Origin of the sequence: Alginatibacterium sediminis (assembly GCF_003610775.1) — a bacterium.
GTDB classification, from domain to species: domain Bacteria; phylum Pseudomonadota; class Gammaproteobacteria; order Enterobacterales; family Celerinatantimonadaceae; genus Alginatibacterium; species Alginatibacterium sediminis.
This window is the reverse complement of record NZ_RAQO01000013.1, coordinates 13,332-29,493: the sequence shown is the minus strand read 5'-3', so window position 1 is coordinate 29,493 and position 16,162 is coordinate 13,332. Positions and strand designations below refer to the sequence as shown.

Genomic DNA, 16,162 nt, shown 5'->3' with positions numbered 1-16,162 from the left:
GTTTTTTAGGTCGGTCAGGTTTAGTATAAAACATACTATTATTGATTCTCATTTAGGTTGGCATGTCAGTCGTACCCTCTGTAGTAAATACTCTTTCGTGGCAGCAAATCCGCCAGCAAATTTTCAAGCATAAACCCGTTCTTATAAAAGCGCATGTGATTGCATTGCTTGCAACCTTAGTCTCGGTACCGATCCCACTAATGATGCCCTTATTGGTCGACGAAGTGCTATTAAATCAGCCCGGGAAAGCCGTTGATTTGATGCAACAATTTTTGCCGCAATCATGGCATGGACCCACTGCATACATATTGTTCATCCTTGCTATGGTGTGTTGTATGCGCATAGCAGCTTTGATTCTTGGCGTTGCCCAAAGCCGGCAATTTACAATTATTGGAAAGCAAATCAGTTTTCAGATTCGCGAACAAGTTTTGGATTTTTTGCCCAAGGTGTCGCTGCGCGAATACGAAACTCAAGGTGCTGCTGCTATCAGTGCTCGCTGTGTAACAGATGTGGAAACGCTCGACAAATTTATCAGTGTATCGTTGTCAAAGTTATTGATGAGCGTTATGACGATCATTGGTGTGGCTGGAATTTTGCTCTGGATTGATTGGACTTTAGGTTTAATTATCATTGTGCTTAACCCTGCGGTTATTTATTTTTCCCGCAGTTTTGGAAAGCGAGTAAAACAACTCAAACGTAAGGAGAACGCTGCATTTGAGGCTTTTCAGTTATCGCTTGTCGAAACCTTGGATGCGATTAATCAACTTCGAACGGCGCAACGAGAACAGCAGTACTTTGCCCGCGTATCAGATGCTGCGCAGCAACTGCGAGACTATTCAATTGAATCAAACTGGAAAACTGAAGCGGTTGAGCGCTTAAGTTTCACCATCTTTTTGCTTGGTTTTGAAATATTTAGAGCCATTGCGATGTTGATGGTGGTGTTCTCTGGGCTTAGCGTGGGGGAGATTTTTGCGGTCTTCGGATATCTGTGGTTCATGATGGGACCTGTGCAAGAGTTGCTAAGCATGCAATATAGTTTTTTTGGCGCCCAGGCAGCAATGTCGAGGCTCAACGAATTGTTAGCTCTAGAGACAGAGCCATTTTATCCCAATAAAGTAAATCCTTTTGAGCAACCGGAAAAAGGTATTTCTGTCGAAATTGAGAATGTTGATTTCTATTACTCTAAGAATAAACCGCTGTTAAAACAGGTTTCTATGCAAATTGAAGCGGGCCAAAAAGCAGCCATTGTTTCTGTCAGCGGTGGCGGTAAGTCGACAATAGTGCAGCTATTGTTAGGCCTATATCAAGCCCAAGCTGGTGCTATTCGGTATAATCGGCATTCGATTGAAGATATTGGTTACCAATGCGTACGTAATAACGTGGCGACGGTACTGCAACAACCTATATTATTTAACACCACAATCCGCGAAAACCTGAGTATGGGGAATAGCTTTAGTGACTCTGAAATCTGGTCAGCTTTAAAACTCGCAGAGCTGGAGTCGACAGTTCGGGAACTCAAGGATCAACTTAATACCCGAATAGGACGTAATGGGGTGCGTTTGTCTGGCGGTCAAAGGCAGCGTTTGGCGATTGCTCGAATGTTACTTAGCGATCCAAAAGTAGTTATTCTTGATGAAGCAACTTCTGCTCTTGATACGGAGACCGAAGCTAGGATTTTGGCGAATCTGGATAGCTTTCTAAAAGGACGGACGACATTAATCATTGCTCATCGACTTAGCGCAATCCAACGTGCAGACCTTATTTACGTTTTAGACGACGGTAAAATGACACAGTCGGGAAGCCATCGGGATTTAATAGACACACCTGGTCTTTATCAAACCTTGTATTCCAATTAACTTTAATGAACTAAAAAAAAGACGTGGTTATGGCAAAGCAAAAACATAGACGAAATGCAAAAGGATCAGCGGGACAAAATAAAAACTTAGCGCAGAATTTTATTGATAAGTACTGCAACAAGCATGAGGTAGAACATAGTCATAGCGGCTTAATTAGCCGTGTAATCGCCTTGCCAGAAATTGACGATGGATCGCGAGCCAATTTGAAGCAAAGGGTGGAAGTTAACCAACGGATTTTGCTGGCTGATGGCAGTGTGATTGATGACAGTTACAAACGCGCCTTGCCGGAGCGATTTCACATGAATGAAGCTATCGAAGGTTTGAAAGAAGGCATTGCATTAATGGCAGTAGGATCTCGATACGAGTTTTTGATCCCACCCGATTTAGCCTGGGGGAAAAAGGGCAATGGGAGCGGTATCGGACCCAATGCACTGATGATTGTCGATGTACGTTTGCTGAAAATACTCGATTAGTTAAGTCTATTCGATAAGTGTTGTAACAATGCCAATCCCTTCGATCTCGACGCTCACTTGGTCACTTGCTCGCAGTGCTCGGGTTCGGCCAGGAGTACCTGTAAAAATAAGATCCCCTGCTTGCAGTGGTATATATTGGCTAATAAAGGAGACAATGGCGGCGCTTGAATGAATCATGTTCGAGCTGCTTTCTTGTTGAACAATTTGCCCATTTAGTTTTGTAGTTACATTAAATTTGGGCTCAGAAGTTGAAAATGTTGTTACCCACTGGCTTATGGGTGCGAAACCTTTTGCTCCTTTGGCTCTCCACCATTGTAGATCCCTTGATTGCCAGCTGCGTTCGGTTAAATCATTGCCGGCTAAATATCCAAATATGCATTCCGGTGCCATTTCAATGCTTACTGCGTCACATTGTTTACCGATAACCAACACCATTTCGCCCTCGAAATGAAGGTTTTTCATGTCCTCAGATAGAGCTAATGTATCGCTTAGCGACAAAGAAGCCGGTGATTTGAAGAATACTTCAGGTTTGGCTGCTCCTGAATCCCCTGCGTGGCTGCGGTAATTTAAGCCGATAGCAAATACGTTGGTTCCTGTAAATGGAACCTCAAACTCGACTTCATCTAGTGGCAAGGGGTCAGCGACGTTTGTAGGGGTCATCCAAGGCGCATCACTTAAGAGTTGTAGTTGAGAAGAGTCGACGCTTTGAGCCCAATAAAGCTGGTTCTGGTAATTTACCCGAGCAAATTGTGTTGAACTGGTTTCCGCAGCATTTGCTTTCGAGCTAAGTAATGCTAAGCCAAAACTCATCATAAGCATGCTAGTTAGTTGTATGGTTGGAGCACCGCGATAGCGGATATTGCTGACTGTACGCATTGAACATCTCTTATATCGTTTAGAATTCGTATTAACTTACGATCATAAGCTGTAAATAGATTAGTAAGGTTCAAATTTTCTTGTATGGGGGTAAATAGATGAGATAAACATCTATTTACCGCGTGGGAAATGCTTAAAATCGTTCTGGTTTGGCGGGAGTATTGTCCAGAATTGCATCGACACGAGCCCAAACTGAAGCATTGCATTTGTTACGTTGCTCTAGCGCACTTAAGTTATCGTGCAACTGGGATAGTTTCGAAACCCCTAAGATGACACTACTAACATTGGGATTGCGTAGACACCAATTAAGCGCTAAGTGATGCAGTGGCATGCCTAAATCTTGGGCTAAATCCTGCAAGCTTGAAATGGTAGCGAGTTGGTTCTTTTCACCAATTAGCATGTCTTTCAGCCATTCGTAACCAGGCAGGTTAAGGCGACTGTCTTCAGGTACTCCACTTAAATATTTACCGGTTAGAAGCCCACTTGCTAAAGGCGAGAATATAGTGGTCCCTAAACCGGTTAGCGAATAGCAGGGCAAATATTCAAGCTCGACTTTTTCGCGTACCATCATATTGTACTGCGGTTGCTCCATTACCGGTGCGTGCAGGTTTTCGGCCTTGGCAACTGCCCACGCTTCGGTAATTTGCTGACTACTCCACTCAGACGTTCCCCAATACAGAACCTTACCTTGAGTAATCAAGTCGTGCATGGCGCGCACTGTTTCATAGATTGGCGTATCTATATCGGGGCGGTGGCAATAGAAGAGATCCAGATAGTCAACTTGTAGTCGAGCTAGCGCAGCGTGGCAGGCATCGAAGATATGTTTACGACTTAAGCCGCGTTGAGTTGGCTTATCGCCACCCCAAAATACTTTACTGCTAACAACATAACTATCACGAGACCAATTAAGATCGCTTAAGGCTTGTCCCATTAAGCGCTCACTTTCACCCGCTTCGTAGCCCTCAGCATTGTCAAAAAAATTAATTCCGTTGGCGTAGGCTTGGCTCATAATTTCTTTGGCTGCACTTAAATCTACTTGTTTACCAAAGGTAACCCAGGAGCCAAGTCCAAATTCACTAAGTTGCAAGCCACTACGGCCTAATCGACGATATAACATTTACATTCCTTTTTTATTAGACACTTCTTCATATTGGTTAATTCTAAGAAATATCGGACAGTATTAGTGTTACGTAAGCCGCATTTAACTAGAAAGAAACTGATTCAAACTAATCCTCATAAACACTTTTTCAACAAAAGTTGAATAAGTTCCTAAAATATTTGGAAAAAAAGGGATTTACGACTTTAATAAATAGAGACTAATTAAAAGGTGACACTATGGAATTGAAGTACGCCACCGTACTGATCGTAGATGACATGGAAGCAATGCGGAAAATCAATATCTCTAACTTACGCGGATTTGGGGTAGGGATGATTTTAGAAGCGGACAATGGTCAAGCTGCACTAAATCATATGAAACAGCGTAAAGTTGATTTGATTCTTAGTGATTGGAGTATGCCTGTTATGGATGGACTTGAATTGCTCTCGCAGATACGCAAGAACCCTGCTTGGGAAGATATTCCATTTGTGATGGTCACTGCTGAGTCTGAACGTAGTCGAGTCGCTTACGCAGTTCGTAGCGGCGTAAGCGACTTACTGATTAAGCCATTTACTCTAGGCAGGTTAAAAGAAAGGGTTGTAGCTGCACTAAATGGCGAAATTAGAAATAGGGTGAAAAGTAAAGAGCTTGAGTTGGAAAAAGATGTGCGTATTAGCCCTAACACCAGCTCTCTTGGAAGTACTACTCAGCGAAGTGTTTTGATTGTCGATGATGTAGCTGACAATTTAACCCTGCTAGCGGGTTTGCTAAAGAAAGACTACCGTATTCTTTTAGCCAAAGATGGACTAAGAGCGTTGTCGCTTTGTCAGTCGGAAACGCCTCCTGACTTGGTTTTACTTGATGTGATGATGCCTGGCATGGATGGATTTGAGGTGCTAAAGAGGATGCGCGAACATCCAGCTTCAGAACAGATACCCGTGATTTTTGTCTCTGCTCTTGGCGATGTTGAGAGCCAGAGTCGTGGTTTAGGTGGAGGAGCGGTTGACTATATTACCAAACCGGTTCAGCCCGAGTTGTTGAAGTTGAGAGTTAAGAATTTGATGCAAGATGTACGCATGCGTCAGAACTTGCAAGATGATTACCAGCAAATGCTCGAGAACCAGAAGTTAAAAGATGACGTTGAACAAATTCTACATCATGATTTAAAAGGACCAATGGCGGGTATTTTTAGTTTAGCTGAACAGCTATTGGCGAATCCGCGCCTACCTTCTGCGGTCCGCGATAGTTTGGAGATGATAGAAGATTTATCTACCCGAAGCTTAGACATGGTTAATAACACCGCAGAACTTTACAAAATTGAGTCCGGGTCCTACACCCTAAAACCTGAGAAGTTTAGTTTGTTGAAGCTCCTGGAGCGACTATTAAAGACCTTAGATAGCACTTATAAATCGAAAGGTCTGCAGTTTGAAATTAAAAACCTAGCCGGAGAGCACTCGAAAGTTGAGTGCTATGGTGATGAATCCTTGAGCCAATCAGCGTTATTTAATTTGTTTAAAAATGCCTGTGAGGCGTCGCCTGTCGGTGGAAAAATTACTGCTCGACTAGATATCAAAGTTGACCACATCGAATTTGGCATCTACAACAGTGGGGTTGTGCCAGAGGATATTAGAGACAAGTTTTGGCGTAAGTATGTCAGTTCCGGCAAAAATCAAGGGACAGGCCTAGGGACATACTCGGCAAAATTAATGATAGAAGCTCAAAAGGGGCAAATAGAAATGCAGACGGATGATAGCAGTGACCTCACTCGGATTCTTATTTCGCTACCCTTCGTGATTTAGCTCGATATTGGTGATTCATAAACTGCAACCATGAATGGTTTGTCTATTCTAAGGATTATTTTGACAAAAAGAAAACAGCAAGAGAATCCACTAATTTTAATTGTTGATGATGTGCCTGAAAATATTGACGTATTGGCCGGTGTGCTCAAGAACAACTATCAAATTAGGGTCGCAAGAAATGGTCGCACTGGAATAAAGCTCGCAAGAATGCAGCCTGTTCCAGATCTGATATTACTCGACATTATGATGCCTGAAATTGATGGTTATGAAGTCTGTGAAACCTTGAAAGCTGACCTCGAAACCAAACATATTCCTATCATCTTTGTGAGTGCAAAAATTGCGGTAGAAGATGAGATTCGAGGGCTTGAACTCGGCGCTGTAGATTATATCACCAAGCCCGTAAGCCCGCCGTTGGTCACGCAACGAGTGAAAGTTCACCTCGCATTGAGTCAACAAAATAGAGAATTGGACCGCAAAGTAAACGAGCAAACCAAAGTTATCAAACAGACGAGAAGTCAGATCATTCAACGCTTAGGTCGAGCTGCTGAATATAAGGATAACGAAACGGGTATGCATGTGATACGTATGAGTCGATATAGTCAATTGTTAGCCGCCGCAGCTGGGCACTGTGAAGAGTTTTGTGAGTTATTGCTTAACGCTGCACCTATGCATGATGTGGGTAAAATTGGAATTCCAGACCACATTCTCAAGAAACCTGCGGCCTTAGATGCTGATGAATGGCTAATTATGAAGGAACATACGCAAATTGGGGCAGAAATTCTTGGCGACGGTTCGAGTAGTTCTTTAATGAAAATGGCTCGAAGCGTCGCTTTAACCCATCATGAGAAGTGGGATGGTAGCGGTTACCCGAATGGCTTAGTGGGTGAGGGAATCCCCATTGAAGGGCGAATAGTAGCCATAGCAGATGTATTCGATGCGTTAACCTCAGAGCGACCTTACAAAAAGGCATGGAAGGTTGACGACGCCGTTCAGGAAATCGAAAAGTCAGCCGGCTCCCACTTTGATCCAAAGTTAGTAGCCGTCTTTGTTGCTCTCGTACCCCAGTTACTCGAAGTACGAGATAGCTTTAAAGACTAGTAGGCGCTCCCTTACTTTACCTCAACCCCTTTTGCTTGCAGGTCTGCGTGATATGAAGAACGCACCAAAGGACCGCAAGCGGCGTGGCTAAAGCCCATAGCCTCAGCCTTAGCTTTTAACTCATCAAATTCTGCAGGTGGTACGTAGCGCACAACTGGCAAGTGATGTCGGCTTGGTTGCAAGTATTGACCAAGTGTGAGCATGGTTACACCATGGTCTCGTAGATCTTGCATCACTTGCAAAATCTCTTCGTTAGTTTCTCCCAGACCCATCATTAAACCTGATTTGGTTGGGATGTCTGGGTGTTGTTCTTTAAAGCGTTGCAATAACTTTAAAGACCATTGGTAATCCGCGCCAGGCCTAACTTGCTTGTATAGACCCGGTGCAGTTTCCAAATTGTGGTTGAATACGTCAGGCGGGCTGTCTTTGATAATCGCTAATGCTTTATCCATACGGCCTTTGAAATCGGGTACCAGTGTTTCAATTTGAATACTGGGTGAAGCCTGTCGGATTTGTGCAACGCACTCAGAGAAATGCCCAGCACCACCGTCTCGTAAATCGTCACGATCTACCGAGGTTATGACGACATACCGAAGCTTCATATCCCTTATAGTGGCAGCCAATTTAGCTGGTTCATCAACATCCAAAGCCAAGGGTTTGCCATGTCCAACATCGCAAAACGGACAACGGCGAGTACAGATGTCTCCCATGATCATAAAAGTAGCGGTGCCATGATTAAAACACTCAGACAAATTGGGGCATGACGCTTCTTCACAAACTGAGTGAAGTTTATGTTTGCGCATTGCTGCTTTAATCTCGTTAATCCGGGTTGAATCACTGGGTAACTTAATTCGCATCCAATCCGGCTTACGCAACATATCTTGTTTTTCTGTTGGTAAAACTTTAATTGGGATATAAGCCATCTTGTCGGCGTCGCGAAGCTTAACTCCTGCTTCGAGCCGGCTTGGTTTGTTAGTCATTATGATTGCTCACTATGTTGAATTCGATGCTGATAATCTAGTGTCGTCATCAGGCTTTCGATCAGCGCTTGTTTGGCTAAATCGAGATTTTCAAAACCACCTTCTTGGCAGGTTTGAGTCATGTTTAGTCCGGCATATCCGCAAGGATTGATGCGCGAAAAGGGTTCTAAATCCATATTGACGTTTAACGCTAAGCCATGAAATGAACAGCCTTTACGAATGCGTAGCCCTAGAGACGCAATCTTCTTGTTGTTAACATAAACACCTGGGGCATCAGGTTTAGCGTAGGCATCAATTGAACAAGTCGCCAATGCTTTGATTAAGCTGTTTTCAATAGCCGTTACTAGCTCTCTGACACCCAGTTTGCGGCGGCGTAAATCGATTAGAGGATAAGCGACCAATTGGCCGGGACCATGATAGGTAACTTGTCCACCCCGATCCGCTTGAATTATTGGGATATCACCAGCGTTAAGCACATGTTCTGCTTTACCTGCTTGTCCTTGAGTAAACACCGCTGGATGCTCAACCAACCATAGTTGGTCCAAGGAATCGCTGTTTCTTTGGTCTGTAAACTGTCGCATCTGCTCGAGACATTGCGCATAGTCTTGCAAACCTAAGTCTATAATTTGAATGCTGTGTTGCAGCGCGTCATAAGGCATTAGTTAGAGAATGTGCCGAACATCTTCGAGAGCACCAACTTGGGTATAGATGGCCTCAATAATCTCTTTACTCGTCACCACGACCGATAGCGTGAGGGCTAGATAATTGCCTTTTGAGCTAGGACGCGACTTTGGCGAGTATTCGCCAGGGACAAGTTCTTGGATTACTTTGAGGACGTCAGCTTCAAGCTTGTCGTTGTTTACACCCATGATTTTAAACGTGAAAGCACAGGGAAACTCTAGGTATTCGTCAAATTTGGTTTGCATAGATATCACTTGAGAGTAGCAAAAAACGCGTTATTTTAACGCGTTTTTAGTTGGAGTGCCTTAGTTTCTAGTTATATACAATAACTGTTATACAAAGAGGCTAAAACCATTGAGAAAAGAACAATTTAATGTAATCCAGTATTTGTTTAAAAATGCTGCCTTCAGGCACCGGCTCTAAAACTACTAAAGGATATTCAGCAACATCTTTATCTTCAAGTTGGAAATAAACCTTACCCACAACCTGTCCAGCGCTTAACGGTGCTTTTAACTGTTGTGATAATTCGAAGTTGGCAGTTAGGTCTTTAGCTTGACCGCGAGGTAAGGTCATGGCTATATCATTTGCAACGCCTAACGCAACTTGATCTTGTTCACCCATCCAAACTCGTTGCTGACTTAAGGTATCTCCAGCAGCATATGGTTTAACCGTTTCGTGAAAACGAAACCCCCAATTCAATAGCTTTTTAGACTCAGCAGAACGCGCTTTGCTTGAAGCCGTACCAAGAACTACAGATACCAAACGCATGCCATTGTCAGTAGCTGAAGACACCAAACTATAACCGGCTTGGCTAGTATGTCCGGTTTTCATTCCATCAACATTTAAACTACGATCCCAGAGTAAGGTGTTGCGGTTCGATTGAGTAATGTTGTTGTAGGTAAACTCTTTCTCAGCATAAATAGCATACTCGTCTGGCACATCTCGAATAAGCGCGATAGCCAAATGTGCCATGTCCTTGGCTGTGGTGTAGTGAGTATCGGTATGCAAACCATGACTGTTCTCAAAGCGAGTGTCTTGCAGACCCAAATGCTCAGCCCAGCTGTTCATTAAGGTTGCGAATGAATCTTCACTGCCTGCAATGTGTTCTGCCATGGCAACACATGCATCGTTACCTGATTGTACGATGATTCCGCGATTTAGATCTTCTACACTGACTTGTTTACCGACTTCAATAAACATTTTTGAAGAGTCTGGAAAATTAGCTGCCCATGCGTTTTCGCTTACAGTAACCATATCTTTGGGGCTGATATTGCCATTGACGATTTCTTTACCAACTATGTAGCTGGTCATGATTTTAGTTAAGCTTGCTGGGGGTAGACGTTCATCAGCATTGCTTTGCGCTAGTACTTCACCTGAATCAAAATCGATTAAGTAATAGGCTTTCGCGGAAATTAACGGCGCACTTGGGATTACTTGCGGTGCAGCGACTGCAATTTGAGTTGTTAGTGCTAAGGCGATAAGGCCATTTCGAACGATTTGCATCATAAAAAGTCTTCTTGGTCGTTAAGGGCGAGTAAAACGCCGGTAGTTTAACAAATTTGGCAGCAGATAGAATGACTAGGCTAGATATCTAGCTTGGAAAAATGTCACTTTAGGCCCTCGTTTGCTAATTCGATAAGTTTTGCTCAATGATAAAGGCATTTTTGTAGTCGGGTTCCCGAATTTGTTCCAGAGTTTTAACCGCTTCTCTATTGTCGACATAGGGGCCTAATTGTAATTTCTGCCACCCTTTATCTTCGACAATTCTAGCTTTTAAACCCTGCTGTTGTAATTTCCGCTGATGTAATTGTAATGCTTCTTTGTTCTTACTGGCGGCAAGTTGGATTAAGAACTCGCTTTCGTAAATGTAAGCCCGTTCAGTATCCGTCTGTGGCGCATCCGGTCGTATCAGTTTTACGCGAACCTTGGCCGTCCCATTTGCTAGCATATCAAGCTTGTACGCAGCTGCGTATGATAAATCGATCTCGCGTTTACTATGAAATGGTCCGCGATCATTTACCCGAACAATCACTGATTTCCCGTTGGCTAAATTTGTAACTTCAACGTAGCTAGGTAAAGGCAAATTCTTATGCGCTGCTGAGAAGCTATACATATCGTAAATTTCACCATTTGAAGTAAGGTGCCCATGGAACTTTTTACCGTACCAAGAGGCGATACCATCGACTTCATAGCTTTCAATATCACGCCAAACTTTATATGCAATCCCACGTACCGTGTAATCTCGGTTACCCCCTTTGCTAAGCGGTTCCGCACGAGGGACAGGATTTTCTAAATGGTCCAATTTTGGCGCGTCGTCTGGTGCTATGTCCTGACTGATGGAATAGCGGCCGGCATTGGGGTCAGCAGCACTGGGTTTGCTTTGTGGCGGTGGCGCTTTAGAACTACATGCGGCTAAAATTAGGCTTAGCGCTGCGGCAGCAATTAAGCGCAGATTATTCGGTTTAATTCGAAGCTTGATAAGCACGTTTGATCTCTTCACTTAGTTGGTGAACGGCCATAGCGTACAACACACTGCGATTGTAACGAGTAATGACATAAAAGTTTTCGCGAGCAACCCAGTAGCTGGTCTTGGTGTCACTTTCTTTGAGGCTTACAAACCGCACTTTCGCTTGTTGGGGAATAGCGTCGCTGCTTTTTAGACCCTGAGCATTTAATTGCGCCCAAGTGTGGTCAAAACTCAAGCCTTTTTGCTCAAATAGAGCTGGATCTAACTCACCTATCTCAATTGGGTGAATAACGGGCTCTCCAAAACTCCAATGGTGCTCACTGAAATAATTAGCAACTGAACCAATCGCATCAACTTCATTATTTAGTATGTCTACTTTGTTGTCACCATCGAAGTCGACACCGTAATGGATGTAGCTACTGGGGATAAACTGGCCATATCCCATCGCTCCGGCATATGATCCTTTTACTGACTTTAGGTCCCAACCTTGTTCTGCTGCTAGTTTGACGTAGTAAGCAAATTCTTTAGAGAAAAATTCGGCTCGTTTGGGATAGTGGAAACCTAAACTATACAGAGAATTTAGAACTGAAAGACTTCCTTTATTACCTCCGTAATAAGTCTCCACTCCAATGATAGAGACGATAACATGGGCGGGTACTTGAAATTCCTGTTCGGCGCGGATTAAGGTGTCTTGGTTTTTCTTCCAAAACTCAACACCCTTATCGATGCGTTTTTGGGTTAGAAAAATGGGCCTGTACTCATACCAAGGCTTGGCTTCCCAAGGTTTAGTAATTGCTTTAAGAACAGTTGGGCTCTTTTTAGCTTGGCCTATAGCTGCCTCAAGCTTGCTTTGATCGATCGACAATTGCTCCGCTAGCTCAGCGATTCTGGTTCGTGTGGCGTCGTCCATAGGGGCTGCTAATGCAGATTGAGAAAAACCGAGAGCTAAACTTAGCGCGAGAACAAGTTGGCGCATTCTTTCTCCTAAAATTCTGAGGATTGAGTTATTGAGCATATAATCGCTTGTGAGTGTGCACCGACATTAATACACCAAAACCTGCCATTAAGGTTACGATGGATGTGCCGCCATAGCTAATTAAGGGTAAAGGTACGCCCACAACCGGTAATAGTCCGCTAACCATACCGATATTTACGAACACATACACGAAAAAAGTGAGTGTTAGGCTTCCTGCGATTAAGCGTCCGAAGGCTGTTTGAGCTTGAATAGCGATTAAAAGTCCTCGAGCGATAATATATAAATATAAAGCCAGTAACAGTATCACTCCTATATAGCCAAACTCCTCCGCGAAAACTGCAAAGATGAAATCGGTATGCCGCTCGGGTAAAAAGTCTAGTTGGCTTTGAGTGCCCTGCAACCATCCTTTGCCGGATAAACCGCCTGAGCCAATAGATATTTTTGACTGAATAATATGATAACCGGTATTGAGAGGGTCTCGCTCTGGATTTAGTAAGGTGAGCACTCGCTGACGCTGATAATCGTGCATGAAAAAATACCATAATACTGGGAGCAAAGCTGCGATAGCGGCTGCGGCAGCGGCAACTAAAGCCCAGCTCATGCCAGCAAGAAACAGAACGAATATTCCTGAAGCTGCAACCAGTAAGGACGTGCCTAAGTCTGGCTGTCGAGCAATGAGCAAGGTAGGTGCGATGGCGATGGCTGCACCCACAAGCAGCACCGTAAACTTAGGTGGAAGTGAGTGCTTACTGATATAACTTGCAACCATTAATGGGACAGCTACTTTCATTATTTCAGAGGGTTGGAAGCGAACTACACCTAGATCAAGCCAACGTTGGGCCCCTTTACCGACATGTCCGAAAACGAGTACCATAACCAACATTATCAGACCGACTAAGAATAGTGGTAGTGCCCAACGTGCATACACATCGGGTGATATTTGCGCCATAACAAACATCACCACAAAGGCAAAGAAAACACGCACTAATTGTCGATTGAGCATCGCCATACTTTCGCCACTAGCGCTATATAGGATGAAACTACCGACACCGCAAAGCACGACCAAACCGAGTAACAGTGGCCAGTCGATGTGCAGTCGCCACCAAATTGACTGCTGTTGCTGTTTATTCATTTTCATCCACTAAATCATATCTGTTTAATACATCATTGAAGTCTTGCCGACTCATGAAACTATCGAAAAGCTCGCGAGCTATTGGACCGCCATTTGAACTACCCCCACCAGCGTTTTCGACAACGATACTGGCAACAATTTTTGGCTTGTCATAGGGAGCAAAGGCAATAAACATCGCATTGTCACGGTGACGCTCGTCGATCGCATCTGCATCGTATTCTGCGTCGTCAGCGATTGCGATAACTTGTGCTGTGCCCGATTTCCCAGCGGAAACGTAAGGGGTCCCTACAAAAGCTCGTCTGGCTGTACCATTAGAGCGATTAACAACACCATACATGCCATTAAGCGCGATCTCCCAGTGCCTCTGATCTCTTACTTCAATTGAATCATGTTCGAGTAGAGGCAAGGCTACGGTTTGGTTTCCGTCGTCTATCGCATGGACAATTTTGGGATCAATTACGCGGCCTTTATTAACTAAAATATTAGTTGCTTGAGCGAGCTGCAATGGGGTTGCTGTCCAGTAACCTTGACCTATACCGACTGAAATCGTGTCACCTTGCCACCATGGCTGACGATGGCGCTCTCTTTTCCATTCTCGGCTTGGCATATTGGCTTTTGTTTCTTCATGGATATCAATACCCGTATAACGTCCAAAACCAAATTTATTCATATAGTTATGGATGTTATCGATGCCTACATCGTAGGCGAGTTTGTAGAAGAATGTATCAACACTTTGTTCAATTGCTTTAGTAACGTCTACCCAACCGTGTCCCCAGCGTTTCCAGTCTCTGAAACGACGTTTAGTATTGGGAATTTGAAAGAAGCCGGGATCGAAAATTTGTTCTTCTTCATCAATTTTGTCGAGCTCTAAGCCCATGACTGCCATCAAAGGTTTTATGGTTGAGGCGGGAGGGTAGGTACCTTGGCTGGCACGGTTAATTAGAGGTCTATCGCGCGAGTTTAGCAAAGCACTATAATTGGTGTTACTGATGCCGCTTACAAACTGATTAGGGTCATAACTAGGACTGCTAACCAACGCTAAGATGCCACTGGTTTCAGGGTCTATCAACACGATAGAACCTCGACGTCCTTCCAAAATGGAATGGGCTTGAAGCTGCAAATTAATATCAATGTTCAAGTATAGATCGTGGCCGGGTACAGGTGGCTTAACCCTTAATGTCCGAATAATACGCCCACGGTTGTTGACTTCAACTTCTTGGTAGCCAGCTTCACCATGTAGTAAGTCTTCGTAGTAGCGCTCAATGCCTTGCTTACCGATGGTTTTGGTGGCGGCATAATTGGTGATTTTTTCATCTTTAGTTAGGCGCTCAACGTCTTTGGTATTAATGCGGGCAACATAGCCTAAAGCATGGGTAATCGCCTCTCCATAAGGATAGTAACGGCTGAGATTACTTTCGATTTGAGCCCCTTTAAAGCGATGTTGATTCACGCTGAAAATGGCGACTTCCCGTTCGCTTAGACGGTCTTTTAAGGTGATAGGCTTGAAGCGACGACTTTGTTTGTGCCGGGTATTGAAACTACTGATATCGGTTTCGCTGAGCGTGATAAGACTGCCGAGCTCTTTAAGCATCACGTCAATATCATCAACGCGCTCCGGTATAATTTCAATACTAAATGTTGGACGATTCTCCGCTAACAATACTCCATTACGATCATAAATTAGGCCGCGTGGAGGTGCTATCGGTACGATGCTTATTCGGTTGTCGTTGGAGCGAGTGTTATAGGTTTCGAAATTTTGTAATTGCAGATAGTACATATTCGCGAGTAATAGGCACAACAAAGCTATAACACCGACAAAACAAACAAATGCTCGGCGCTTAAATAAATTTGATTCTGAGCTATGATCGCGCATTGCGACGCGCTTATTCATGCAACTTATTCTCTATGATAAGGGTGGTTAGCTGTGACACTCCAAGCGCGATATAAGCCTTCTGCGACAATGACTCGAACCATAGGGTGCGGTAAGGTCAACGCAGAAAGCGACCAACGTTGCTCTGATGCTTGAATACAAGCTGGCGCTAATCCTTCGGGACCGCCAATGAGCAAACTAACATCGCGACCATCCATTTTCCAGGCGTCCATATTCTTTGCAAGCTGTTCGGTCGTCCAGGCTTTTCCTGTCACTTCTAAGGTGACAATACGATTACCTTTGGGAATTGCTGCTAAGGTGGCTTCGCCTTCTTTCTCAAGAATACGGCGTATATCAGCATTTTTACCCCGCTTACCGGCACTAATTTCGACGAGCTCTAAGGGCATATCTTTAGGGAATCGGCGGGCATATTCTTGGTAGCCTTGCTCAACCCACGCCGGCATTTTGTGGCCGACGGCAAGTAGCTGGATTTTCATCCTGCAGCTGACTCACTTGGGCCTTGTGACCATAGTTTTTCGAGTTGATAGAAATCACGAGTTTGATCTTGCATCACGTGTACAACAACATTACCCAAATCAACCAAAACCCATTCACCTTCAACTTGCCCTTCAATTCCGAGAATTTCTACCTCGGCTTGTTTGGCTTCGATATTGACATTTTGTGCAATGGATTGAACGTGACGTTTTGAATTACCGCTACATACAACGAGATAGTCAGTTACCGTCGATTTTTCTCGTACGTCGAGTACGCTGATATCGCGGCCTTTCAGGTCTTCTATTTTGTCGACAACAAAGTCGACAAGTGCTTGTTCTTTTTTCAAAATCGGTCCTATGTGTT

16 protein-coding genes are annotated in these 16,162 nt (G+C 44.0%); 4 read left to right on the top strand and 12 right to left on the bottom strand.

Annotated features, from left to right (window positions below; genetic code table 11):
* Positions 1–62: 62 nt before the first annotated feature.
* Complete coding sequence (locus DBZ36_RS20080; RefSeq protein ID WP_120356776.1) at positions 63–1,856, top strand: ABC transporter ATP-binding protein; 1,794 nt, start codon at positions 63–65, stop codon at positions 1,854–1,856.
* A gap of 29 nt (positions 1,857–1,885) precedes the next feature.
* On the top strand, positions 1,886–2,329 hold the full coding sequence (locus DBZ36_RS20075) for an FKBP-type peptidyl-prolyl cis-trans isomerase (protein ID WP_120356775.1): 444 nt from the start codon (positions 1,886–1,888) through the stop codon (positions 2,327–2,329).
* A gap of 6 nt (positions 2,330–2,335) precedes the next feature.
* Here DBZ36_RS20075 and DBZ36_RS20070 read toward each other — a convergent pair whose 3' ends face one another.
* Positions 2,336–3,205 (bottom strand): fumarylacetoacetate hydrolase family protein, encoded by an 870-nt coding sequence (locus DBZ36_RS20070; RefSeq protein ID WP_233558197.1) that lies wholly within the window; start codon positions 3,203–3,205, stop codon positions 2,336–2,338.
* 133 nt (positions 3,206–3,338) lie between these two features.
* Positions 3,339–4,322 carry an aldo/keto reductase gene (locus tag DBZ36_RS20065; RefSeq protein ID WP_120356774.1) on the bottom strand — a complete coding sequence of 328 codons (984 nt, stop codon included), beginning with the start codon at positions 4,320–4,322 and terminating at the stop codon, positions 3,339–3,341.
* 218 nt (positions 4,323–4,540) lie between these two features.
* On the opposite strand from DBZ36_RS20065, the gene DBZ36_RS20060 reads away from it, so the two are divergent.
* Positions 4,541–6,100, top strand: a complete 1,560-nt coding sequence (locus DBZ36_RS20060; RefSeq protein WP_120356773.1) for a hybrid sensor histidine kinase/response regulator — start codon at positions 4,541–4,543, stop codon at positions 6,098–6,100.
* Between the two features lie 60 nt (positions 6,101–6,160).
* On the top strand, positions 6,161–7,198 hold the full coding sequence (locus DBZ36_RS20055; protein WP_233558196.1) for an HD-GYP domain-containing protein: 1,038 nt from the start codon (positions 6,161–6,163) through the stop codon (positions 7,196–7,198).
* A gap of 11 nt (positions 7,199–7,209) precedes the next feature.
* Here DBZ36_RS20055 and lipA read toward each other — a convergent pair whose 3' ends face one another.
* The 10 genes from lipA to rsfS all read right to left on the bottom strand — a co-directional run bounded on the left by lipA (position 7,210) and on the right by rsfS (position 16,145).
* Positions 7,210–8,178: a lipoyl synthase gene (gene lipA, locus DBZ36_RS20050; protein ID WP_120356771.1), complete on the bottom strand. Its 969-nt coding sequence runs from the start codon at positions 8,176–8,178 to the stop codon at positions 7,210–7,212.
* Entirely contained in the window at positions 8,178–8,837 is a 660-nt protein-coding gene (lipB, locus tag DBZ36_RS20045; RefSeq protein ID WP_120356770.1) for a lipoyl(octanoyl) transferase LipB, read from the bottom strand. Before lipB ends, lipA begins: the two co-directional genes overlap by 1 nt.
* A 3-nt stretch (positions 8,838–8,840) precedes the next feature.
* Entirely contained in the window at positions 8,841–9,104 is a 264-nt protein-coding gene (gene ybeD, locus DBZ36_RS20040) for a DUF493 family protein YbeD (RefSeq protein ID WP_120356769.1), read from the bottom strand.
* 100 nt (positions 9,105–9,204) lie between these two features.
* On the bottom strand, positions 9,205–10,362 hold the full coding sequence (locus DBZ36_RS20035; protein WP_120356836.1) for a serine hydrolase: 1,158 nt from the start codon (positions 10,360–10,362) through the stop codon (positions 9,205–9,207).
* Between the two features lie 124 nt (positions 10,363–10,486).
* Positions 10,487–11,344 (bottom strand): septal ring lytic transglycosylase RlpA family protein, encoded by an 858-nt coding sequence (locus tag DBZ36_RS20030; RefSeq protein ID WP_233558195.1) that lies wholly within the window; start codon positions 11,342–11,344, stop codon positions 10,487–10,489.
* Positions 11,322–12,302 carry a lytic murein transglycosylase B gene (mltB, locus tag DBZ36_RS20025; RefSeq protein ID WP_233558194.1) on the bottom strand — a complete coding sequence of 327 codons (981 nt, stop codon included), beginning with the start codon at positions 12,300–12,302 and terminating at the stop codon, positions 11,322–11,324. Before mltB ends, DBZ36_RS20030 begins: the two co-directional genes overlap by 23 nt.
* A 28-nt stretch (positions 12,303–12,330) precedes the next feature.
* Positions 12,331–13,434: a rod shape-determining protein RodA gene (rodA, locus tag DBZ36_RS20020; protein ID WP_120356767.1), complete on the bottom strand. Its 1,104-nt coding sequence runs from the start codon at positions 13,432–13,434 to the stop codon at positions 12,331–12,333.
* The gene (gene mrdA / locus DBZ36_RS20015; RefSeq protein ID WP_233558193.1) at positions 13,427–15,325 is read right to left on the bottom strand and encodes a penicillin-binding protein 2; all 1,899 of its coding nucleotides are present in this window, start codon (positions 15,323–15,325) and stop codon (positions 13,427–13,429) included. The genes rodA and mrdA overlap by 8 nt, the downstream gene beginning before the upstream one ends.
* Positions 15,326–15,330: 5 nt before the next feature.
* Positions 15,331–15,801, bottom strand: coding sequence for a 23S rRNA (pseudouridine(1915)-N(3))-methyltransferase RlmH (gene rlmH, locus DBZ36_RS20010; protein WP_120356766.1), 471 nt, complete (start codon positions 15,799–15,801; stop codon positions 15,331–15,333).
* Complete coding sequence (gene rsfS, locus DBZ36_RS20005) at positions 15,798–16,145, bottom strand: ribosome silencing factor (RefSeq protein ID WP_233558192.1); 348 nt, start codon at positions 16,143–16,145, stop codon at positions 15,798–15,800. Before rsfS ends, rlmH begins: the two co-directional genes overlap by 4 nt.
* Positions 16,146–16,162 lie beyond the last annotated feature (17 nt).